The 23,118-nt window shown below is 69.8% G+C and carries 18 protein-coding genes; 13 read left to right on the plus strand and 5 right to left on the minus strand.

Annotated features, from left to right (window positions below; genetic code table 11):
• Positions 1 to 378: 378 nt before the first annotated feature.
• The 3 genes from OG975_RS30985 (at position 379) to OG975_RS30995 (ending at position 2,363) form a co-directional block, all read left to right on the plus strand.
• Positions 379 to 1,587, plus strand: coding sequence for a hypothetical protein (locus tag OG975_RS30985; protein ID WP_406336542.1), 1,209 nt, complete (start codon positions 379 to 381; stop codon positions 1,585 to 1,587).
• Positions 1,588 to 1,716: 129 nt separating this feature from the next.
• A complete protein-coding gene (locus OG975_RS30990) occupies positions 1,717 to 2,028 on the plus strand; it encodes a hypothetical protein (protein WP_406332651.1) in 312 nt (103 codons plus the stop codon).
• The gene (locus OG975_RS30995) at positions 2,025 to 2,363 is read left to right on the plus strand and encodes a hypothetical protein (RefSeq protein WP_406332652.1); all 339 of its coding nucleotides are present in this window, start codon (positions 2,025 to 2,027) and stop codon (positions 2,361 to 2,363) included. Before OG975_RS30990 ends, OG975_RS30995 begins: the two co-directional genes overlap by 4 nt.
• Here OG975_RS30995 and OG975_RS31000 read toward each other — a convergent pair.
• Genes OG975_RS31000 through OG975_RS31015 form a run of 4 tightly spaced genes read right to left on the minus strand, consistent with a single transcriptional unit; the run spans position 2,338 to position 6,208 of the window.
• Positions 2,338 to 3,114, minus strand: a complete 777-nt coding sequence (locus tag OG975_RS31000; RefSeq protein WP_406332653.1) for a succinate dehydrogenase/fumarate reductase iron-sulfur subunit — start codon at positions 3,112 to 3,114, stop codon at positions 2,338 to 2,340. The two genes, OG975_RS30995 and OG975_RS31000, sit on opposite strands and share 26 nt — an antisense overlap.
• The gene (locus OG975_RS31005; RefSeq protein ID WP_406332654.1) at positions 3,111 to 5,054 is read right to left on the minus strand and encodes a fumarate reductase/succinate dehydrogenase flavoprotein subunit; all 1,944 of its coding nucleotides are present in this window, start codon (positions 5,052 to 5,054) and stop codon (positions 3,111 to 3,113) included. Before OG975_RS31005 ends, OG975_RS31000 begins: the two co-directional genes overlap by 4 nt.
• Positions 5,055 to 5,071: 17 nt before the next feature.
• Positions 5,072 to 5,893 (minus strand): hypothetical protein, encoded by an 822-nt coding sequence (locus tag OG975_RS31010; RefSeq protein WP_406332655.1) that lies wholly within the window; start codon positions 5,891 to 5,893, stop codon positions 5,072 to 5,074.
• A gap of 24 nt (positions 5,894 to 5,917) precedes the next feature.
• Positions 5,918 to 6,208: a hypothetical protein gene (locus OG975_RS31015; RefSeq protein WP_406332656.1), complete on the minus strand. Its 291-nt coding sequence runs from the start codon at positions 6,206 to 6,208 to the stop codon at positions 5,918 to 5,920.
• 395 nt (positions 6,209 to 6,603) lie between these two features.
• On the opposite strand from OG975_RS31015, the gene OG975_RS31020 reads away from it, so the two are divergent.
• The 10 genes from OG975_RS31020 (at position 6,604) to OG975_RS31065 (ending at position 22,331) form a co-directional block, all read left to right on the plus strand.
• Positions 6,604 to 8,847 carry an ABC transporter family substrate-binding protein gene (locus tag OG975_RS31020; protein WP_406332657.1) on the plus strand — a complete coding sequence of 748 codons (2,244 nt, stop codon included), beginning with the start codon at positions 6,604 to 6,606 and terminating at the stop codon, positions 8,845 to 8,847.
• A 208-nt stretch (positions 8,848 to 9,055) separates the two neighbouring features.
• Positions 9,056 to 10,969: a translational GTPase TypA gene (gene typA, locus OG975_RS31025; RefSeq protein ID WP_406332658.1), complete on the plus strand. Its 1,914-nt coding sequence runs from the start codon at positions 9,056 to 9,058 to the stop codon at positions 10,967 to 10,969.
• A gap of 575 nt (positions 10,970 to 11,544) precedes the next feature.
• Entirely contained in the window at positions 11,545 to 12,573 is a 1,029-nt protein-coding gene (locus OG975_RS31030; protein WP_369261795.1) for an ABC transporter permease, read from the plus strand.
• Positions 12,574 to 12,688: 115 nt separating this feature from the next.
• Positions 12,689 to 14,485: an ABC transporter substrate-binding protein gene (locus OG975_RS31035; protein WP_406332659.1), complete on the plus strand. Its 1,797-nt coding sequence runs from the start codon at positions 12,689 to 12,691 to the stop codon at positions 14,483 to 14,485.
• A gap of 81 nt (positions 14,486 to 14,566) precedes the next feature.
• Complete coding sequence (locus OG975_RS31040) at positions 14,567 to 15,544, plus strand: ABC transporter permease (protein WP_406332660.1); 978 nt, start codon at positions 14,567 to 14,569, stop codon at positions 15,542 to 15,544.
• Between the two features lie 19 nt (positions 15,545 to 15,563).
• On the plus strand, positions 15,564 to 16,628 hold the full coding sequence (locus OG975_RS31045; protein WP_327431483.1) for an ABC transporter ATP-binding protein: 1,065 nt from the start codon (positions 15,564 to 15,566) through the stop codon (positions 16,626 to 16,628).
• A gap of 56 nt (positions 16,629 to 16,684) precedes the next feature.
• Positions 16,685 to 17,770 carry an ABC transporter ATP-binding protein gene (locus OG975_RS31050; protein ID WP_406336543.1) on the plus strand — a complete coding sequence of 362 codons (1,086 nt, stop codon included), beginning with the start codon at positions 16,685 to 16,687 and terminating at the stop codon, positions 17,768 to 17,770.
• Between the two features lie 339 nt (positions 17,771 to 18,109).
• Positions 18,110 to 19,570, plus strand: coding sequence for a hypothetical protein (locus OG975_RS31055; protein ID WP_406332661.1), 1,461 nt, complete (start codon positions 18,110 to 18,112; stop codon positions 19,568 to 19,570).
• 125 nt (positions 19,571 to 19,695) lie between these two features.
• Positions 19,696 to 20,985: an AAA family ATPase gene (locus OG975_RS31060; protein WP_406332662.1), complete on the plus strand. Its 1,290-nt coding sequence runs from the start codon at positions 19,696 to 19,698 to the stop codon at positions 20,983 to 20,985.
• 68 nt (positions 20,986 to 21,053) lie between these two features.
• Positions 21,054 to 22,331 (plus strand): DUF2201 family putative metallopeptidase, encoded by a 1,278-nt coding sequence (locus OG975_RS31065; RefSeq protein WP_406336545.1) that lies wholly within the window; start codon positions 21,054 to 21,056, stop codon positions 22,329 to 22,331.
• Here OG975_RS31065 and OG975_RS31070 read toward each other — a convergent pair.
• Positions 22,321 to 23,067 carry a class I SAM-dependent DNA methyltransferase gene (locus tag OG975_RS31070; RefSeq protein WP_406332663.1) on the minus strand — a complete coding sequence of 249 codons (747 nt, stop codon included), beginning with the start codon at positions 23,065 to 23,067 and terminating at the stop codon, positions 22,321 to 22,323. The two genes, OG975_RS31065 and OG975_RS31070, sit on opposite strands and share 11 nt — an antisense overlap.
• Positions 23,068 to 23,118 lie beyond the last annotated feature (51 nt).

Consider the following 23,118-nt stretch of genomic DNA (forward strand, 5'->3'; position numbering starts at 1 on the left):
GCCGAGGTGGGGACGCCTAAGGTACGGGGGATACGGGGGCGTACGGGAGGGGTGCGGGGGATGGATACGGGACGGACGGAATCCGAGGCGGAGGACCGCGCGGGAAGCCCGGGATCGGGATCGGGATCGGAGTCCCACGCGGCCCAGGCCGAAGCGGCGGCCGACGCGGGAACAGCGCGGGCGGAGAGCGCGGGCGAGCACGGCACGGCCGGAGAGCACCGGCCCGACCCGGAGGCCGCCGACCCTGAGGCCGCAGGCACGGCCGGAGGGGACCGGACGGGCGCCCCCGCACCGTCGGCGGGTGCCCCCGAAGTGTCGACAAGCGATGGCGCGCAGTCGGCCGGTCGCCCCGAAGCGCCGACCGGCAACCCTGCGGAGCTGCCAGGCCGCCCCGAAGCGCCGACCGGCAACCCTGCGGAGCTGCCAGGTCGCCCCGAAGCGCCGACCGGCAACCCCGCGGAGCTCTCAGGCAGCCCCGAAGCGCAGGCAGACGCCCCCGCACCGCCCCCGAACGCCCCCGAGAACCCCCCGCGCCCCGCCACCCCCGCCCGCGTCGGGCGCCTCGCCCGGACCTGGCGTCACCGCTACCTCCGTTGGCCCAAACGCGTCGCCCTCACGCTCCTCCTCGTCCTTCTCCTCCCGACCCTCGCCGCCGGGATCGCCCTCCGGGTGAACTACGCCGGAGACCTGGCGCCCGGTACGCAGACCAGGAACCGTGACGCGATCTGGCTGGGGCATGCCTGGGTGGACGGGCGGAAGGGGGACGCGGACTTCAAGGCGCTGGCGGCGCGGCTGCGGAGTACCGGGATCCGGGATCTGTACGTGCACGCGGGCCCGCTGGAGCACGACGGGACGTTGCCCGCGACGGCGTACCCGTCGGCGGGCTGGCTGATCGCGGCCGTGCACCGTCAGCTGGACGGCGTGCGGGTCCAGGCCTGGCTCGGTGACGAGCTGGCGAGCGAGGGGCCGGTCGGGCTACGGCTGGAGCGGGACGCGACCCGGGCCGCCGTCGTGCGCTCCACCCGCCAGATCCTCGCGGCCGGCTTCGACGGCGTCCACTTCGACCTGGAACCCCTCCACTCGGGCAACCGCGACTACCTCTCCCTCCTCGACGACCTGCACCGGGTCACCAAGGCCCGCGGCGTCCCCCTCTCCGTCGCCGCCCACCAGATCGACCCGCTCCCGGTGGCCAACTCCGTCCGCGGCGCCCTCACCGGACACCCCAAGTGGTGGTCCCAGTCCTACTTCGGCCAGGTCGCCCGCCGCGTCGACCAGATCGCGGTCATGTCGTACGACACGGCCATGCCACTGGAGAGCCTGTACGGCGGCTATGTCGCCCAGCAGACCTCCCTCGCCCTCGAAGTCACCCCGAAATCAACCGACTTGCTGATGGGGCTGCCCTTCTTCCACGAGGACGACATGAGCCACCACGGGTCCGCCGAGACGGTCGCGGCGGCCGTACGCGGCACCCGTCTCGGCCTCTCCCGCACGGACCGCCGCCGCGAACACTTCGGCGTCGCCCTGTACGTCGACTTCGCCGCGAAGGAGTCAGACTGGACGGCGTACCGCGAAGGATGGGTCCGATGAGGCTGCGCTTCCGGGACCACTACGAGTACAACCTTCAACAGACGGTCATGTGTCTGGAGAACCCGAGTTCGCGCGTGCCATGATCTGGACGCGCACCGTGCTCGGCGCGCACCGGAGGTTGGGGGACAGATGCACTGGTATCTGGTGGGGTTCGCCGTGCTGGCCGTGACGGCCCTCGCGGGGTTCGGGATCGCCGCGATCGCGACCGGCTGGTTGCCGCCGTGGGCCCGCCGCCGCGTGCTGCGGGCCAAGGTGTGGGGCTACGGCTCGGTGCTGTCGGCCGTCGGCATGTCCCTGTTCATGTTCCTCGGGCCGTTCCGCGGGCCCGACGCCGACATGACGCCCTACGCGATGACCGGGCTGGCCCTTTTCCTCGTGGGCACGGTGCTTCAGGTGGCCGGGCAGCGCCCCGGCCGTCCCGTAGGTCCCGCAAGCCGATGAACCCGGACTGGCACCTGGCGCTGGGCCTCGCCGCGGGCGTGCTCCTGGGGCTGGGCGCCGCCGCCGGGATCGCCGCCGTACGCACCGGCTGGCTGCCGAGGCGGGCGCGCGGCCGGGTCGTCAGAGCGCGGCTGTGGGGCCGGGCGACGCTGGTGGTGACGGCGTCCCTCGGGCTGCAGCCGCTGGCCCTGGCCCTGTTCGGTCCCGGCCCCGTCCAGTTCGCCGCCTCGCTCGCGTGCGGTGCCGGGATCATCACCAGCGTCGTCATGCGGCAGCGCGCGATGCGCGACCGCCGCCGCTCCGGCCCCGCTACGACTCCCGGTCCCGCCGCCTGATCTTCGACCCCAGCCACACCAGCGGGTCGTACTTGCGGTCGACCGCCCTTTCCTTCAAGGGAATCAGGGCGTTGTCCGTGATCTTGATGCCTTCGGGGCAGACCTCCGTGCAGCACTTGGTGATGTTGCAGTAGCCGAGGCCGTGTTCGTCCTGCGCGGTGCGCTTGCGGTCCAGGCCCGACTCCGCCGCCGCGTCCAGCGGATGCATGTCCAGCTCGGCGACCCGCATGAGGAAGCGCGGCCCGGCGAACGCCGGTTTGTTCTCCTCGTGGTCGCGGACGACATGGCAGGTGTCCTGGCACAGGAAGCACTCGATGCACTTGCGGAACTCCTGCGACCGGTCCACGTCCTCCTGCCGCATTCGGTACTCGCCGGGACCCAGGTCGGCAGGGGGGACGAAGGCGGGTACCTCCCTCGCCTTGGCGTAGTTGAAGCCCACGTCCGTGACGAGATCGCGTACGACGGGGAAGGCGCGCAGCGGTGTGACGGTGATCGTCTCCTCCCGCGTGAACACCGACATCCGTGTCATGCACATCAGCCGCGGCCGCCCGTTGATCTCCGCCGAACACGAACCGCACTTGCCCGCCTTGCAGTTCCAGCGCACGGCCAGGTCGGGGGCCTGGGTCGCCTGGAGCCGGTGGATGATGTCCAGCACCACCTCACCGTCGTTCACCTCCACCGCGAAGTCCTTCAGGCCGCCGCCCTTGATGTCCCCGCGCCACACCTTGAAGCGGGCCTCATAGCTGCTCACTCGTACAGCTCCTCTTCGGCGAGGTACTTGACCAGCTCCTCCTTCTCGAAGAGGGCGAGCAGGTCGGGGCGAATGGGTTCGGTGGTCTCGCGTACGAGGTCGATCTGGCCCGCCACGGGGTCGGTGGCCGCCAACCCGCCCGTCGGGTCGGTCAGTTGGCACAGCAGGTTGATCCGGCGCCAGGACCGCTCCATCGCCGGGTGGTCCTCGCGGGTGTGGCCGCCACGGGACTCCGTACGCTCCAGGGCCGCCCGCGCCACGCACTCGCTGACCAGCAGCATGTTCCGCAGGTCGAGGGCGAGATGCCAGCCGGGGTTGAACTGCCGGTGGCCCTCCACGCCCGCCCGGCGCGCCCGGAGCCGCAGGTCCGCGAGCTTCTCCAGCGCCTGCTCCATCTCCGCCTCGCGGCGGATGATGCCGACCAGGTCGTTCATCGCCTGCTGGAGTTCCTGGTGGAGGGTGTACGGGTTCTCGGGCGGGCGCCCGTTCTCCTGGCCCGGTTCGGGTCCCTCGGCCGAGAAGGGCCGCAGCGCCTCCGCGGCGGCCGTGTCGACCTGGATGTCGTCCACGGCGGGGCGGGCCCCGCCGAGCCCGGCCGCGTACTCCGCCGCGTGCAGCCCCGCCCGCCGCCCGAAGACCAGCAGGTCGGAGAGGGAGTTGCCGCCGAGCCGGTTGGAGCCGTGCATGCCGCCTGCGACCTCGCCGGCCGCGAAGAGCCCGGGGACGCCGCGTGCCGCCGCCGTGTCCGACTCGACCGCGATACCGCCCATGACGTAGTGGCAGGTGGGGCCGACCTCCATGGCCTCCGCCGTGATGTCGACGTCCGCCAGCTCCTTGAACTGGTGGTACATGGACGGCAGCCGGCGCCGGATCACCTCGGCCGGCATACGGGTGGAGACGTCCAGGAAGACGCCGCCGTGCGGGGAGCCGCGGCCCGCCTTCACCTCGGAGTTGATGGCCCTGGCCACCTCGTCGCGGGGCAGCAGTTCAGGGGGGCGGCGGTTGTGGTCCGGGTCTTCGTACCAGCGGTCGCCCTCCTCCTCGGACTGCGCGTACTTCTCCTTGAAGACGTCCGGGATGTAATCGAACATGAACCGCTTGCCGTCGGAGTTCCTGAGCACTCCGCCGTCGCCGCGCACCGACTCGGTGACGAGGATGCCCTTCACCGACGGCGGCCAGACCATGCCCGTCGGGTGGAACTGCACGAACTCCATGTTCAGCAGCGGAGCTCCGGCCAGCAGCGCGAGGGCGTGCCCGTCGCCCGTGTACTCCCACGAGTTCGACGTCACCTTGAAGGACTTGCCGATACCGCCCGTGGAGATCACGACGGAGGGTGCTTCGAGGGTGAAGAAACGGCCGGACTCGCGCTCGTAGCAGAACACCCCGGAGACGCGACTGCCGTCCTTCAGGACCCGGGTGACGGTGCACTCCTGGAACACCTTGAGCCGGCTCTCGTAGTCACCGGTCTCCTTCATGTCCTCCTGCTGGAGCGACACGATCTTCTGCTGGAGGGTCCGGATCAGTTCTAGCCCGGTCCGGTCGCCGACGTGCGCGAGCCGCGGATACTCGTGTCCGCCGAAGTTGCGCTGTGAGATCCGCCCGTCCTTCGTACGGTCGAAGAGGGCACCCCAGGTCTCCAGCTCCCATACGCGGTCGGGGGCTTCCTGGGCGTGCAGCTCGGCCATCCGCCACTGGTTGAGGAACTTCCCGCCGCGCATGGTGTCGCGGAAGTGGACCTGCCAGTTGTCGTGGGAGTTGACGTTGGCCATCGCCGCGGCGATGCCGCCCTCGGCCATCACCGTGTGCGCCTTGCCGAACAGCGACTTGCAGATCACGGCCGTACGGGCGCCCCGTTCGCGCGCCTCGATGGCGGCGCGCAGTCCGGCGCCCCCGGCACCGACCACGACGACGTCCCACTCCTGCCGGTCGACCACGGACATCAAAAGGCCCCACTCATCTAGAAGAAGCGCGGATCGTCGAAGGCGCCGGACGCGACCAGATACACGTAGAAGTCGGCGAGTGCCACACTCACCAACGACGCCCAGGCGAGCAGCATGTGATGGGCATTCAGCTTCCCGACCCACTGCCACATCCGGTAGCGCACCGGATGCTTGGAGAAGTGCTTCAGTTTCCCGCCGACGATGTGCCGGCAGGAGTGGCAGGAGAGGGTGTACGCCCAGATCAGCGTGATGTTGACCAGGAACACCAGGGTGCCCAGGCCCATGTGGCCCCAGCGGTAGTGCTCGTCGCGGAAGGAGAGCACCGTGTCGTACGTGAGGATCCCCGCGACGACGATGGCCGCGTAGAAGAAGTACCGGTGGATGTTCTGCAGGATCAGCGGGAAGCGGGTCTCGCCGGAGTACTTCTTGTGCGGCTCAGGCACCGCGCAGGCCGGGGGTGACATCCAGAAGCCGCGGTAGTAGGCCTTGCGGTAGTAGTAGCAGGTCAGGCGGAAGCCGAGCGGGAAGATCAGGATGATGACCGCCGGGGAGATGGCCCACCAGCTGCCGAAGAGATCGGCGTTGGGGCCGGCGTGCATCGTCCCGCACCGCTCCGCCAGACAGGGCGAGTAGAACGGCGAGACATACGGTGCGGCGTAGTAGTGCGCGTCGGCGAACGCCCGCCACGTCGAGTAGATGACGAACGCCAGCAGACCGGCGGCGGTGGCGGCGGGGGCCAGCCACCACCGGTCGGTCCGCAGATGCGGGGAGGCGATCGCGGCGCGCGTACCGGTGTGTACACCGCCGCTGTTCAGATGGGGTTCCGTACCAGTGGCCAAGGGAGAGCTCCGGTCGGGGTCGGGTCAGGGGGCGTGCCGGTCGCGGGCGCCGAGACCCTCGTCGTCCGAGTCCGTCCACAAGGCGTCGTCGTACGGGGTGTCGGGGATGCGCACGAGGTCGGGGCGCTGTGGCGAGGTGGCACCGGGGGCCGTCTCACGCAGCAGCGCGACGCTCTCGCGCAGATGGTCGGCGTCGGTACGGACGCGGCGCATCTCGAGCCCGCCGCTGCCGATCTCCTGTTCCAGGCGGCCCACTGACCGGTTCAGGTCGTCGAGGCAGCGCTGCACTGACATCAGGTCGTCTTGCACGGACATGACGTGACCTCACTTCCGCGGGCCGTCGGGCCCCTGGGTGGCAACGTTCATGCGCCTGCGAGTGTTGCGCGTCACACCTGCCGGTGTGAAGGGACGTGCACCAATTGGCGGGCGTGCGCTGGGGGCGCCGGCCCCTGGGGATTGCGCCCCCGGACCCCGGATTCGGCCTCAACGGCCGTGTCCTCAGACGTCGGACGGGCCGAAGCGAGCCGGCCGGCGTTGCGCCGCACGGGTGGGCTTGCCCTCACTCCTCGCGTGTCGCCACTGACAGGCGAACCCTTTCCTCTTCAGTGGGTCCGTAGATCTGATCAGCTCCATATATCCGCAAATATACCGCCAAATGTGATCAGAACCCCTGTTCACCCACGGAGCGGCTCGTCCCGGAGGTTGCAGTGATGTCCCACGACGGCGTCGGACTGCGCGCGGTGATGCGCTCGGTCGCGTTCCTCACCGCTGGCGCGCTCGCGGTACCCGCCCTCAGCGCGTGCAGCTCGGAGGACGCGGCGGGCCAGCCCGTCGCCGGGCAGGACATCGCGCCCGCCTCCCGCGACCTGGTCGCCGACGGCGGCACCCTGCACTGGGCCGTGGACGCCGTGCCGGAGACCCTGAACACGTTCCAGGCCGACGCCGACTCCGCGACCTCGCGGGTCGTCGGCGCCGTACTGCCGGCGATGTACCGGCTCGACCGGAACGGGCGACCGCAGATCAACCCCGACTACCTGGAGTCCGCGAAGGTCGTCGAGACCGAGCCCAGGCAGGTCGTGCTGTACAAGCTCAACCAGCAGGCGGTCTGGAGCGACGGACGCGAGATCGGCGCCGCCGACTTCGCCGCCCAGTGGCGCGCCCTGTCCGGCAAGGACAGCGCCTACTGGACGGCCCGCAACGCCGGCTACGACCGCATCGAGAAGATCGAGCGCGGGAAGAACAACCTGGAGGTCCGCGTCACCTTCAGCCGGCCCTACGCCGACTGGAAGTCGCTGTTCTCGCCGCTGTACCCGAAGGACGTCATGGGCACCCCGGACACCTTCAACGACGGGGCGCGAAGGAAACTGAAGGTCACCGCGGGACCCTTCGCGCTGAAGAAGGTGAACCGCAAGGACGGCGAGGTCCGCCTCACCCGCAACCCGCGCTGGTGGGGCCGCCCCACCAAGCTCGCCGAGATCGACCTGGTCGCCGTCCCCCGCGCCGAGCGGACCACCGCGCTCGCCGCCGGCAGACTGGACCTGGCCGACATCGCCCCCTCCGAGGCCGAGCGGATCACGCTCGCCGGCCAGGACAAGGGCAGCACCCCCCTCCAGGGCCCCGGCGCGACGATCACACCCGCAAAGGCGCTGCGCTCCTGGGCCCGCGCGTACGGCTCCGACGAGAACGCCTCCGACGAGGAGACCCAGGCCCGCAAGAAGCGGCGCAAGGCCATCGCGAAGTACGCGGGCCAGCAGTCGGCCCTGAGCGGTTTCGTGGTCCGCAAGTCCCTCGAACCCGTCTACACCCAGCTCGCCCTCAACGGCTCCGAGGGCCCGCTCGCCGACGAACGCGTCCGCCGCGCCGTGGCCCGCGCCCTCGACCGCCAGGAGCTCGCCCAGGTGGTCCTCAAGCCGCTGGGCCTGCCCGCCGTGCCGGTCGGCAGCCACCTCGCCCTCTCCGGCCAGCAGGCGTACGCCGACAACAGCGGCGCCCTCGGCGGCCAGGACACCGCCGAGGCCCAGGCGCTGCTCACCGACGCCGGATGGGTGCCCGGCGGGCCGGTCACGGAGCAGAAGCCGGACAAGGCGGCCGGGTCCCGGGGCAAGGCGGCCGGCTCCCCGGGCAGCAAGGCGGACTCCGGGGACGGCACCGGCAAGGACGGGCAGTACATCGTCGGCGAGGACAACAAGCCCGGCGAGGCCGACCGGGAGAAGAAGAAGGACCCCAAGGACCACACCGGGCAGCACAGGAAGAAGCACTCCGGGCAGCACGCGGACGAGCAGGCCGGCAAGCACCTCGACGGGAAGCAGTACTCCCGCCAGGGCGGGGCACCGGGGGCGTACGCGCCCAAGGGCACGGCCGCTCCGGCGGGCGCCGCGGCCAATGCGCTCGCCAAGGACGGCAAGCCCCTGACGCTCCGCTTCGTCCTGCCCTCCGGCACCGGCGCGGAGCCGCTGCGCGCCGTCGCCGACCGCATCGCGCAGATGCTCCAGCGCATCGGCATCCGTACAGAACTGAACAAGGTTTCGGACGACAGCTACTTCAAGGACCACATCGCCTCGGGCCAGTACGACCTGGCGCTGTACTCGTGGCCCGCCTCCGCCTTCCCGGCCACCGACGCCCGCCCGATCTTCGCCAAGCCGGTGCCGGCCGCCGACGGCTCCCTGAGCGTCGAGCAGAACTACACCCGCGTCGGCACCGACCAGGTCGACCAGCTCTTCGACCAGGCTATTTCCACGCTCGACGAGGACGAGGAGCGCGCCCTCGTCCGCAAGGCCGACGCCCGGATCTGGGCCGCCGCCGGCTCGATCCCCCTCTACCAGCGCCCCCAGCTCACCGCCGCCCGCACCAACCTCGCCAACACCGGCGCCTTCGGCTTCCAGACCCCGATCTACGAGGACATGGGCTTCCTGAAGAAGGACGCGAACCCGTCGGCGGCCCCGAGCGCCCCCTGAAGGGGCCGCGCCCCTTCAGGGGCGCGGGGAACTGCGCGCTCAGCCCCCACTGCCCGCACTGTGAGAACCGCCCCGGTCCGCCCCCATTCCGCCCCGTCGAGCCACAGCGGCAGCGGCCACGTACCATGGGGTAAGGCCGTGGCGTGTTCAGCCCGGCAGGCCCCGCGCTGCGGAGGCCGTCCACTCACTCCGGGAGAAGCGCCTCAATATGGCCACGCGCCACGACATCCGCAACGTCGCCATCGTCGCCCACGTCGACCATGGCAAGACCACCCTGGTCGATGCCATGCTCAAGCAGGCCGGTGCCTTCGCCGCGCACGCCGCCGAGTCGCTCGACGACCGCATGATGGACAGCAACGACCTGGAGCGTGAGAAGGGCATCACGATCCTGGCCAAGAACACGGCCGTGAAGTACCACCCCAAGGCTGGCGGCGACGTCGTCACCATCAACATCATCGACACCCCCGGCCACGCCGACTTCGGCGGCGAGGTCGAGCGCGGTCTGTCGATGGTGGACGCGGTCGTCCTCCTCGTCGACGCCTCCGAGGGCCCGCTGCCCCAGACCCGCTTCGTGCTGCGCAAGGCGCTGCAGGCCCGCCTGCCCGTCATCCTGTGCATCAACAAGACGGACCGCCCGGACTCGCGCATCGACGAGGTCGTGAACGAGGCGTACGACCTCTTCCTCGACCTCGACGCCGACGAGGAGCAGATCGAGTTCCCGATCGTCTACGCGTGTGCGCGTGACGGCGTGGCCTCGCTGACCAAGCCGGAGGACGGCACCGTCCCGGCCGACAGCGACAGCCTGGAGCCGTTCTTCACCACGATCCTGGAGTCCGTCCCGGCCCCGTCGTACGACGAGTCCGTGCCGCTCCAGGCCCACGTGACGAACCTGGACGCCGACAACTTCCTCGGCCGTATCGCGCTGCTCCGCGTCGAGCAGGGCGAGCTGCGCAAGGGCCAGACCGTCACGTGGATCAAGCGCGACGGCACGATGTCCAACGTGCGCATCACCGAGCTGCTGATGACCGAGGCGCTCACCCGCAAGCCCGCCGAGGTGGCCGGCCCCGGTGACATCTGCGCCGTCGCCGGTATCCCGGACATCATGATCGGCGAGACTCTGGCCGACCCCGAGAACCCGATCGCGCTGCCGCTGATCACGGTCGACGAGCCGGCGATCTCGATGACGATCGGTACGAACACCTCGCCGCTGGTCGGCCGTGGTGGCACGGGCAAGGGCGCGGACGCCAAGGCCGCGGTCAAGGACAAGGACCGCAAGGTCACCGCCCGCCAGGTCAAGGACCGCCTCGACCGCGAGCTGGTCGGTAACGTCTCCCTGCGTGTGCTCGACACCGAGCGCCCGGACGCCTGGGAGGTCCAGGGCCGTGGTGAGCTCGCGCTCGCCATCCTGGTCGAGCAGATGCGCCGCGAGGGCTTCGAGCTGACGATCGGCAAGCCGCAGGTCGTCACGCAGCAGATCGACGGCAAGACCCATGAGCCGGTCGAGCGCATGACGATCGACGTGCCCGAGGAGCACATGGGCGCGGTCACGCAGCTCATGGGCGTCCGCAAGGGCCGCATGGACAACATGTCCAACCACGGCTCGGGCTGGGTCCGCCTGGAGTTCGTCGTTCCCTCCCGCGGCCTCATCGGCTTCCGGACCGAGTTCCTGACCGGTACGCGCGGAACGGGCATCGCCCACTCCATCCACGAGGGCCACGAGCCGTGGTTCGGCACGCTGACGACCCGTAACAACGGTTCGCTGGTCGCCGACCGCGCGGGCGCCGTCACCGCGTTCGCGATGACGAACCTCCAGGAGCGCGGCGTGCTGTTCACCGACCCCGGCACCGAGGTGTACGAGGGCATGATCGTCGGCGAGAACTCCCGCGCCGACGACATGGACGTGAACATCACCAAGGAGAAGAAGCTCACCAACATGCGGTCCGCCGCCGCCGACTCGTTCGAGGCGATCGTCCCGCCGCGCAAGCTCTCCCTGGAGCAGTCGCTCGAGTTCTGCCGCGACGACGAGTGCGTCGAGGTGACCCCGGAGGCCGTTCGCATCCGCAAGGTCGTCCTCGACCAGAAGGAGCGCGGTCGCACCGCCAGCCGCGCCAAGCACGGCTGATCGACTGTGCAGTAACGGCTGAGCAATCGGCCGGCTGAGCCCGGGTGCCCCCATTGATGGGGGCACCCGGGCTTTTTTCAACCCGTTTTCTCCGCACCTCGTGTCCGAAATGCGGAACCTCCCGCCCGATACGCATGTAACACGTCCGTTTCGCGGGCTTCTCCCTCAGATCATTTTGTCCAGATTTTGGAAGATGTACGCGTGAGCTGTGATGGAACCGAGACCTAAAGGCAGTGGTCGGTATCTGGCTCATGTCAGATAGTTAGCCGCGTAACGCTCGGGTCAATGGGTCATGCGCTGTGGGGACAGCGCCGACTCACGAGCACAGTGGGGTGTTTGACCCTCCGTCAGGGGTGTCGGAGGTCAATCAGAGGCCCCTCCTGTCCGTGCACCGGTTGAGTCATGAGGAGGCACCAGATGCCAACTACGCGTGTTCACCTGCGAGTTGTCGCACGCCGCGCCCTGGCGCACAGCGACCGCTAGGCATACGTCTCTCCTGATCCGCATGGTCCGAACGTGGCCGCCCACACCCTGTGGCGGCCGCGGAATCGGCGTACCCATGAAATGGACGAACCATGACGAGTCCGATCGAGATCGAGGGCGCGGAAGCCTCCACCGAGGTCGACGAGCAGACGAAGCAGAAGCGTTCCGCCGAGCCGGAGCTGCTGGAGGGCCGATCGCCCGGCCAGCTGATGTGGCGCCGGTTCAAGCGCGACCGCAGCGGTGTCGTCTCCGCGTACATCGTGATCTTCTTCTTCCTGATCGCCGCCCTCGCTCCGCTGATCTCGAAGCTGTACGGCAAGAACCCGTACACGCTCTACGGGCAGGACAACCCGCTGCTCCTGAACGACTTCAACATGCCGTCGGGTCCCAACGGCGGCATCACCTCGGAGTACTGGTTCGGGATCGAACCCACCCTGGGGCGCGATGTGTTCATGCAGCTCCTGTACGGCATGCGCACCTCGCTGTACACGGCGCTCGCGGCGACGATCGCGATGGTCTTCATGGGGGTGCTGATCGGGCTGGTCGGCGGCTACTTCGGCGGCAAGGTCGACTACTGGCTCGGCCGGCTCACGGACTTCCTGCTCGCCTTCCCGCAGCAGCTGTTCATGATCGCGGCGATGCCGGTGATCACCGTGGCGTTCGTCGCTCCTGACGAGGAGACGCCCACCTACATCCACGCGCTCGCGATCATCGGAGTCCTGTGGTTCCTCGGCTGGATGGGCCTCGCCCGGCTCATCCGGGCGGTCACGCTCTCGCTGCGCGAGCGGGAGTTCGTGGAGGCCGCGAAGGTCGCGGGCGCCTCGCCGTGGCGGATCATCCGCAAGGAACTGCTGCCCAACCTCGTCACACCGATCCTGGTGCAGGGCACGTACATGCTGCCCAGCACCATTCTGTCGGTCGCGTTTCTCTCCTTCGTCGGTGTCGGCTACACCGAACCGACCCCCGACTGGGGCCGGATGTTCGCCATCGGGTCGGACATCTACGAACAGGACCCGGTCTACATGTTCTTCCCGGGTGTCGCCATGGTCGTCTTCGTCGTGGCGTTCAACCTCCTCGGTGACTCGGTCCGGGACGCCTTCGATCCCAAGACGGGCCGCTGACTCCGAGTACGGGGGGTGTCGCTGCCACCCGGGAGCCGGCGACGACCGGCCGTGCACTGCCAAGCAGCACCAGTGGATCACTGATCACAACTCACAGGCAGGTGGACTCGACTCCATGAGCATCCTCAGTTCCCGCAGAGCGCGGACCGCCGTCGTCGCGGTCGCGGCCGGCGCCCTCGCGCTGGCAGGCTGCAGCAGCAGTGACAACGGCAACTCCACGAACAAGAGCAAGGACAAGAAGGAGGCCGCGGCCCAGTCCGCCGCGGTCAAGATCGGCACCGCGGCGGACTCGACGGGGCCTGCCGAAGAGGTCACGGGCGCCAAGCCCGGCGGCACGGTACAGGTGTACGAGGAGGACGACTTCTCGCACCTCGACCCGGGCCAGATCTACGTCAGCGACGCCGGCCTGCTCTCCAAGCTCATCTTCCGCGGCCTGACCACGTACAAGGAGGACGCCAAGGGCGGCCTCACCGTGATCGGTGACCTCGCGACCGACGCCGGCAAGATGTCGGACGGCGGCAAGACGTGGACGTACACGCTGAAGGACGGCGTGAAGGACGAGACCGGTCATGTGATCGACGCGAACGACATCCGGCACACCTTCGAGCGGCTCTACGACCCGTTCATCACCGACGGTCCGTCCTACATCCAGCAGTGGCTGTCCGGTGCCGGCACCACGTACCGCAAGGCCTACACGGGTCCGTTCAAGGGCAAGCACCTGCCGGACACCGTCCTCGCGACCCCGGACGACAAGACGGTCGTCTTCCACTTCTCGGCCGCGCAGCCCGACCTGCCGCAGGCGCTGGCCATGGCCGGCTACTCCGTCGTCCCCGAGAAGACGGACACCAAGGCCAAGTACGACACCAAGCCCGTCGCCATCGGCCCGTACAAGGTCTCGGAGTTCAAGGCCGGCAAGAGCGTCAAGCTGGTCAAGAACACCAACTGGGACGCGAAGACGGACGCCATGCGTCACCAGTACGTCGACGGCTTCAACATCGACATCAACCACGACGACGAGGACCAGACCAAGACGATCCTCGCCGACCGCGGCGACGCCAAGAACGCCATCATGATGACCGGTCAGGTCGCCACCACCCAGGTGCAGAAGGTGGTCTCCGACCCGGCGGCGATGAAGCGCACGATCCAGGGCTACGCCCCGTACGTGTGGCAGATGAACTTCAACATGGACCGCCTCAAGGACAAGAAGATCCGCGACGCGATCACCTACGCCATGCCGTCCACCGCGGTGTACAAGGCGGACGGTGGCGCGTATGGCGGTGAGGTCGCCAACAGCCTGATGTCGCCCACCACTCCGGGCTACCAGAAGGACTACGACCCGTTCGGCCGGGCCAAGCACCCCAACGGTGACATCGCCAAGGCCAAGAAGCTGATCGAGGAAGCCGGCGCCAAGGGCAAGAAGATCGTCTACGCCTACGCCAACATCCCGGTCCGCCAGCAGCAGGCCGTGCTCGTCGAGAACGCCCTCGGCAAGATCGGTCTCGACGTCCAGAAGAAGGAAGTCGACGCCGCCACCTGGTACGAGCAGATCGGCAAGGTCGACAACGGCTTCGACATCTACATGACCGGCTGGGGCCAGGACTGGTCCTCCGCCTCCACCGTCTTCCCGCCGCTGTACGACGGCACGCAGATCCAGGACGGCGCGTCGAACTACTCGCACATCAACGACGACCACGTGAACTCGGAGATCGTCCGCATCCAGAAGATCACGGACACCGCCGAGGCCACCAAGGCCTGGACCGCGCTCAACCAGTACATCAGCGAGAAGGTCAACCCGGCGTCGCCGATCTACTACACCAAGGTGTTCCAGATCGCCGGCACCAACGTGGGCGGCCTGCGCTACTCCACGGTGACGAGCTACACCGACCCGACCCGGGTCTTCCTCAAGAGCTGACCACCCTCCCGGGGCGCACTCCAGCGAGTGCGCCCCGGGCGCTCCTGTCCCTGGCCGCCGTCCTGAGAGCAGCGTTCCGCCATGCTTCGATTCATCCTTCGCCGGACGTTCGGCGCGATGCTCATCCTCCTGCTGATCAGCGCCTTCACGTTCTTCATGTACTACGCGATCCCCCAGGACCCGGCCACCCTCGCGTGCGGCAAGAACTGCACACCGGACGCGCTGGCGATCATCCACAAGAACCTGGGGCTCGACGAGTCGATCCCGGTGCAGTACTGGAAGTTCCTCTCCGGCATCTTCGTCGGACGGGACTTCGCCGTGGGCCACTGCCCGGCCCCCTGCTTCGGTGTCTCCTTCCGTGACCAGCAGATGGTCTGGGACACGATCATGGACCGCTTCCCGCTGACGCTGTCCCTCACCATCGGCGGCCTGATCGTCTTCCTCATCGTCGGCCTCGGCACCGGCATGATCGCCGCCCGCTACCGGGGAACCTGGCTCGACAAGGTCTTCAGCTCCATCTCGCTGGTGCTGAGCTCGTTCCAGATCTACTTCCTCGGCCCGATCATGCTCGGCATCTTCGTCTACAGCACCGGCTGGCTGGACAAGCCCAAGTACGTGCCGTTCACGGAGAATCCGGCGCAGTGGTTCATGGGACTGCTGATCCCCTGGGTCGTCATGTCCGTGATCTTCACCGCCAACTACACGCGCATGGCGCGCTCGACGATGATCGAGCAGCTCCAGGAGGAACATGTGCGCGCGGCCCGCGCGAAGGGCATGACCGGCAGATACGTCTTCTTCCGGTACGCCTGGCGCGGCTCGCTGATCCCGATCCTCACCATCCTCGGCATGGACCTCTCCGCGCTGCTCGGCGGCGCCGTCGTCACCGAGTTCACCTTCGGCCTCGCGGGCATCGGCCGGCTCGCCGTGGACTCGGTCGTCGGCAAGGACCTGCCGAAACTCATGGGCGTGATGCTCTTCAGCGCCGCGTTCATCCTGCTGCTCAACGTGATCGTGGATGCCCTGTACGCCGTGATCGACCCGCGTGTGCGGCTGTCCTAGTGCTTGAGGAGACCTCTCAGTGACCACACTCACCAAGCCCGAGGACGGCGCGGCGCCGGCCGGCTCCGACGCGTTCCTCTCGGTCCGCGACCTTCAGGTGCGGTTCTCCACGGAGGACGGCGTCGTCAAGGCGGTCGACGGGCTCTCCTTCGACCTGGAACGCGGTACGACACTCGGCATCGTCGGCGAGTCCGGGTCCGGGAAGTCCGTCACCAACCTGACCATCCTGGGCCTGCACTCCCCGCTGAACACCACGATCGAGGGCGAGATCGTCCTCGACGGCAAGGAACTCATCACCGCCACCGAGACCGAGCTGGAGCGGCTGCGCGGCAACAAGATGGCGATGATCTTCCAGGACGCGCTGACCGCGCTGTCGCCGTACCACACCGTGGGCCGGCAGATCGGCGAGCCGTTCCGCAAGCACACCGGGGCGTCCAAGAAGGAGGCGCGGGACCGGGCCATCGAGATGCTGGGGAAGGTCGGCATCCCGCACCCCCAACAGCGCGTGGACGACTATCCCCACCAGTTCTCCGGCGGTATGCGTCAGCGCGCGATGATCGCGATGTCCCTGGTCTGCAACCCGGACCTGCTGATCGCCGACGAGCCGACGACGGCCCTCGACGTCACCGTCCAGGCGCAGATCCTGGACCTGCTGAAGGACCTCCAGCAGGAGTTCGGCTCCGCGATCATCATGATCACCCATGACCTCGGTGTGGTCGCCAACATGGCGGACGACCTGCTCGTGATGTACGCGGGCCGGGCGGTGGAGCGCGGCACGGTCCGCGAGGTGCTCAAGAGTCCGCAACACCCGTACACCTGGGGCCTGCTGGCCTCCATGCCGCGCCTGTCGGCGGACGTGGACGAGCCGCTGACCCCCATTCCGGGCACACCCCCGTCGCTGCTGAACCCTCCCTCGGGATGCCCGTTCCATCCGCGGTGCGCCTTCCGGAGCGAGGTCGAGGGCTCCGACCGGTGTGTGGACATCCGGCCCGAACTGCCGGTGGGGCGCGGCGCCGCCTGCCATCTCACGCCGGACCAGAAGAGCCGCATCTTCACCGAAACGATTCGGCCCAGGCTGGGCTGAGGGGACTGACTGTGAGCGACGCTGTGAGCGACGAGAAGACCGCGGTCGCGGCCGACGTGATCCCCGGGCAGCGGGACGCGGACCCGGCCGAACCGCTGATGCGGGTGCGCGACCTGAAGAAGTACTTCCCGGTGAAGGGAGGCTTCCCGATCCGCCGCACAATCGGTGACGTGCAGGCCGTGGACGGCGTCTCCTTCGACGTCTTCCCCGGTGAAAGCCTGGGCCTGGTCGGCGAGTCGGGCTGCGGCAAGTCCACGACGGGACGGCTGCTGACCCGTCTCCTGGAGCCCACGCAGGGCACGATCTCGTACCAGGGCAAGGACATCAGCCGCTCCACCCGGCGCCAGCTGGCCCCGATCCGCTCCGAGATCCAGATGATCTTCCAGGACCCGTACGCCTCGCTGAACCCCCGCCAGACGGTCGGCACCATCATCTCCTCCCCGATGGAGATCAACGGCGTCAATCCGCCCGGCGGCCGCGAGGCCCGCGTACGCGAACTCCTGGAGACGGTCGGCCTCAACCCCGAGCACTACAACCGCTTCCCGCACGAGTTCTCCGGCGGTCAGCGTCAACGCATCGGTGTGGCACGGGCATTGGCGCTCTCGCCGAAGCTGATCGTGGCGGACGAACCGGTCTCCGCGCTCGACGTCTCCATCCAGGCGCAGGTGGTCAACCTGCTCCAGGAGGTCCAGCGGGAGATGGGCATCGCGTTCGTCTTCATCGCCCACGACCTCGCCATCGTCCGCCACTTCTCGCAGCGCGTGGCGGTCATGTACCTCGGCAAGATCGTGGAGATCGCCGACCGTACGTCGCTGTACACCGGACCGCGCCACCCCTACACCCACGCGCTGATGTCGGCCGTTCCCGACGCGGACATCGACGCCGAGAAGAAGGAACGCATCCGCCTCCAGGGCGACGTGCCGTCCCCGATCTCGCCGCCCTCCGGCTGCCGCTTCCGTACGCGCTGCTGGAAGGCGCAGGACAAGTGCGCGCAGGAGGAACCGCCACTGATCCGGCTGTCGGGCAACGCCGAGGGGCATTTGACGGCCTGTCACTTCCCCGAGGACCCGACGATCGAGGCGCGGGCCGAGGACATCGTGCTGGACCCGGCGCTGGCGGCGCTGGAGGGCAACGACGACTAAGCGCTCCGCTGGAAATCCGGTGCGTCGTCCGCGGGCCCGTCGTGGCTGGTCGCTCCCCCACTCTCGGCTTCGCTCGAGCGGGGGGACCCCCATCGCGGCGGAGCCGCATGTCGACACAGCCCCGCGCCCCTTCAGGGCGCTGCCGTACCGCACCGGACTTCGTCGGACCCGTTTAGGGCACCACCTGGACCCGGCATCAGCGTCCCGCCGAAGCCGGGTCCTGGGTGGCACTGCCACCGAACGCACCTGACAGATCGCGGTCAGGGAGGCTATGCTCCCCGCGATGATGACTCCCTCTGTTCAGAGATTGGGGGCCCCGTCCACGCAAGGTGAGTGCTGATGCTCACTCAGACCGCGTACGGGGACTCCTCCCTTTCCTACTGGCGCCTTTCCTTCTGGCCGCGCGTGCGAGAGTTCGCCGTGCCGCCGTCCATGATCGAGACTGCGACCGCCCGCCGCTCTGCCGGTGACTGGGCGGGGGCGTGTGCCGCCGCAGGCATCGACGTCGATTTCAACCTGCGTTCCGTGGCGCGCACTCATGGCCACGACCTCACGGCCCAAGTCCGGGCCGATCTGCGCCACTTGGCTCCCGACCTGCTGCGCTGGCACATGCCGAGGATCGCTCCTGACGGGCTGCTGCGGCCCGGGCTGACCATCGCTCTGGCTCGGTACGACTACGAGTACGACGCCGCGGGGCGCGAGGGTGCGTGCCCGGTGCACCTCGTGGTCCGGACTCCGCCGGCCTGGGCGGACGGCGGGCAGCGGATCAGCCTCGCGCTGTGGGACGGCTCCCTCGACGGATCCGCCTTCGGGGCAGGCATCGACCGGCATCCGCATCCGCATCCCCATCCCAGCCCGAGGTTCCGCCTCGACCTGCACCGCCACTTGTGGGACGCGCGCAGGGCCGATGAGCTGCGGGTCCGCTCCGGGGCCGACCGACCGCCCGCCGACGGCCGTTCCGCGGACCCGAACCCGCTCGGGTTGGTGCCGCGGGGGCGCAGCTGTGCCGTCGACCGATGGGCGGCCGAGGCGGGGATCCTGCTCCGCGCCGAGGGGCGGACGGCCGGTGCCGTCGCCGTGCGGTTCGGGGGCCGGCACCGGCTGCTCCTGGACCTGGCCGCGGACGGGGACGGCCTCGGGCCGCCCGCCCTGCGGATCGCGGCGGCGCCCACGGACGGCACCTTCTCCGCGCTGCCGGTGCTGCCCGACGCCGCGACCTGGGTGCTGCCCGACCTGGAACTGATCCGCACCGGCGCGATCGAGGCCGGTCAGCTGCACCCGCTGGTCGCCTCGGCGCTCGTACCGGATCGTTCGCCGGCCGGTTCCTCCTGGACTGCGGACCGGGCGGACCGGGCGGGACAACCGCGCATTGTGGAGTGCCGGGGAGCCCAGCACCGGATCGCCCTGGTCGACGGGGTACTGGCGCCACTGGACCACGACCCGGACGAGATCCGCCGCGAGGAACTGCTGGTCGCACTGACCGGTACGCCGCTTCCGTGCCTGCGGGCCATCGACGAGGCGCACCGCCGTCCGGACTGCCTCACCGGTGTCCGCGAACGCCTGCACCACGGCGACACTGCCGGTGCGCTGGCCGTCGTCGAAGGCCTGCTGGGCCCCGACGCGGTGCTGCGCGGCGGCGCTCTGCGGGACGAACTGGAGGCCGCCGCGCTGCGGCGGATCACCTACGGACTGTTCAGGGCGGGCCTGGTCGGACCCGGCCCGCGATCCGGCCGTCTCACCCCGGGGACGAGCCGTCCTCCCGGCCACCGCACGCACCCGCGCCACATGTCCCCTCGCTGACCCGGCTCTCGCTGATCCGGCTCTCGCCGACCGCGCTCTCGCCGACCGGGGGACGTTTGTCCCCGCGCCCACTTGGCCGTCCCCTGGGCCGACTTGGCCCACTACGAAACCAAAGGTGATGAAACATGACCACTTGCACCCCGTACGTCGCTGCCGACACCCCCTCCGACGCCGCCTTCGACCAGGTCCACACCCCCCAACTCGACGTCGCCGCCGAGCTGTTGACCCTGCTGCGTGACGCCACCACAGAACCGCGCCCCGACATCCAGCTGGAGGCCCTGACTCTGGCCGTGGCCGCCGACCTGCCCGTGCTTCTGTGGGGTGAGCCGGGGATCGGCAAGACCGCGGCCCTGACACAGCTCGCCGAGGCGCTGGACCTTCCGCTGACCACGGTGATCGCCAGTGTGCACGAGCCGTCCGACTTCTCCGGGCTGCCCATCGTCGGCGACGACCCCGCGGAACAGGGCGTCCCGATGGCCCCGCCGGACTGGGCCGTACGACTGGTGCGGGCCGGCCGGGGGCTGCTGTTCCTGGACGAGCTGTCCACCGCGCCACCGGCGGTTCAAGCCGCCCTGCTCCGCCTCGTGCTGGAGCGGCGGATCGGTGCCCTGCGACTGCCGCCGGGCGTCCGGATCGTGGCCGCCGCAAATCCGCGGTCCTCGGCGGCCGACGGCTGGGAGCTGAGCCCGCCGCTGGCCAACCGGTTCGTCCATCTCCAGTGGACCCACGACCACGAAGTCGTCGTACGCGGCCTCGGCGGGACCTGGCCCCGGGCCACACTGCCGCGACTTGACCCGGCGAGGCTGCCGGAGGCCGTGGACTTCGCTCGTCGTGCCGTGTGCGGGCTCCTCACCGGCCGCCCCAAACTGGTGCACCAACTGCCCAGCAGTGAGACGCGCCGGGGTGGCCCCTGGCCGTCACCCCGGAGCTGGGAGATGACCCTGAGTCTGATCGCCTTCGCGACCGCGGCCGGCTCCTCCCGCGAAGTGCTTTCCCTGCTGGTCAGGGGCACTGTGGGGGACGGCCCGGGGCTGGAACTGCTGGCAAGCCTGGACCGGATGGACCTCCCGGACCCCGAGACACTGCTCGCCGACCCGGCCGGTGCCGCCCTGCCCGAGCGGGGGGATCTGCGCCAAGCCGTGCTCGACGGGGTGGTGGCGGCCGTCCGGAGGCGCCCGGAGAAGTCCCGCTGGGACGCGGCGTGGGCGCTCCTGGTCCGGGCGGTGGAGACCGGAGCCCCGGACCTGGTGGTCGTCCCCGCGACCACACTCGCCTCGCTGCGACTGGAGGACTGGGACGTTCCGGCATCGATCGAGCGGCTCGCCGGAGCGGTGTCCGTGTCCCGGCGGGCGGACCACGCGGCAGACCGAGTGGCGGCCCGCGCCGCCGCCGTCGCCGCGAAGGCCGGCCGATGATCGGGGACCTACCGATGACCGCGGATGTGCCGATGGCCGAGGACGCACCGATGACTGCGGATGTGCCGATGACTCCGCACGCACCAATGACTCCGCGCGCACCGATGCCTCCGGGTGCACCGGGGACCCTGGACCTCGACAAACTCTTCGCCGCCCGGCTTCAAGCCGCCCGCGCCCGGCCCTACTTGGCGACGGCCCTGTTCGCCCTGCACACCGTGGAGTCGCGGCGGGTGCCGACGATGGCGGTCGACCGGCACTGGCGCTGCTATGTGTCGCCGGTGTTCGTGGACCGGACGCCGGTGGAGGAACTGGCCGGCGTATGGGTGCACGAGGTGTCGCACCTGCTGCGCGACCACCACGGGCGCAGCGACCGGTTCGCGCGGCAGCACGGGCTGACCGGTCCGGCGGAGCGGCTGCGGATGAACATCGCCGCGGACTGCGAGATCAACGACGACGTGTTCGGCGACGGGCTGGTCCGGCCCGAAGGCGCGGTCCAGCCGGGGTCTTTGGGGCTGTCCGCGGGGGAGCTCATGGAGGACTATCTGCGCCAGTTCCGGCTCGGGCCGCATACGCAGAGCCTCGCCTGGCTGGACTGCGGCAGTGGCGCGGATGGACTGGAACGGGAGTGGGACCTCGGAGCGGACGGCGCGCACGGCCTCAGCGCGCAGGAGCGGGACGCCGTGCGGTTCCGGGTGGCGCAGGGCATCACCGCCCGTCCGGGGAAGACCCCGAAGGCGTGGCAGCGGTGGGCGGAGGACGCGTTCCACCCGCCGCAGCCGTGGCGGGAGTTGCTGGGGGCGGCGGTCCGCTCGGCGGCCTCCGGACCCGGCGCGGGCGAGGACTACATCTACGGCCGGCCGTCGCGGCGCTCGGCCGGCGTACCCGGCGTCGTCCTGCCGAGCCTCCGCCGCAGGCCGCCCCGGGTCTCCGTCGTCATCGACACTTCCGGGTCGGTCAGTGACGCCGAACTGGGCAGCGCGCTCCTGGAGGTCTCCGCGATCTCCCGTGCCGTGGGCGGCCGCCGTGACCTGATCACCGTGGTGCCGTGCGACGCGGCGGCCCGCATCGCGCACCCGCTGTGCCGTGCCGAGGGCATCCCCCTGCTGGGCGGCGGGGGTACGGATCTCCGCACGGGCTTCGCCAAAGCCCTCCGGGCGCGGCCCCGCCCCGACGTCATCGTGGTCCTGACCGACGGCCAGACACCCTGGCCGGAGACGCGACCACCGTGCCGGACGGTGGTGGGTCTGTTCCCTCGGCGGCGGGACGACCCGTCGGACGGCGAGGACGACCCCGACTACGAACCGGACACGCCGCCCGCGTGGGCACGCGTGGTGGTCATCGGGTGAGCTGCCGCTGGGCCACGGTGACGATTTCGGGGGCGGAGGGGGTGAGCGGCCCCCGCCCCCAGTCCCCGAACTGCTCCCGCACGACGAGCCCGGCCTCGCCGAGGAACCCGGACAAGGCATCGGGGCCCAGGAACCGCAGGGTGCTGCGACTGACCCGCGGTCGCTGCCACGCCGGGTGGTCGAAGGTCTCGGTGAACGTCACGCGGTCTCCGAGCACGGGCGACTCGACGTCGTGCCAGACCCGTACGACTTCGCCGTGCGCGTCGGTCACTTCGCGCACGCGCTCCGGGGTCCAGGACTCCCAGGCGTGGGCGGCGGGGTTCCGCGTCTCGAAGACGAACCGCCCTTCGTCGCTGAGGGCGTCCCGCACGGAGCCGAGAGACATGCGCAACTCCTCGTTCCCGACGAGCACTTGAAAAGCGTGCCCGGTCATGACGACGAGGTCGAACTCCCGCTGCCAACGGGCGCAGGCGAGATCCCCGAGCACCCACTCGACGGCGCCTTCCCGGCGCCGCGCCCGCACCAGCATGGCCGCGGCGGGATCCAGCCCGCACAGCCGCCCCTGGTGCCCGGCCTCCCGGGCCCGCCCCAACAGCCGCCCCGTCCCGCACCCGACATCGAGCACGGAACGCGCGGACATCACCAGGTCCAGGTAGAAGTCGTCGCTCGGACCCCATGGATTGAGGGCGTCGTACAGGGCGGCGAGCGGGACTTCACTGAACGAACGATCAGCCATCGCAGCAGTCTCTCAGCCCGCGGGCCCGCTCGAACCCATGATCGGGAAGGA

It is taken from the genome of Streptomyces sp. NBC_00203 (assembly GCF_045206325.1).
Lineage (GTDB): Bacteria > Actinomycetota > Actinomycetes > Streptomycetales > Streptomycetaceae > Streptomyces > Streptomyces lutosisoli.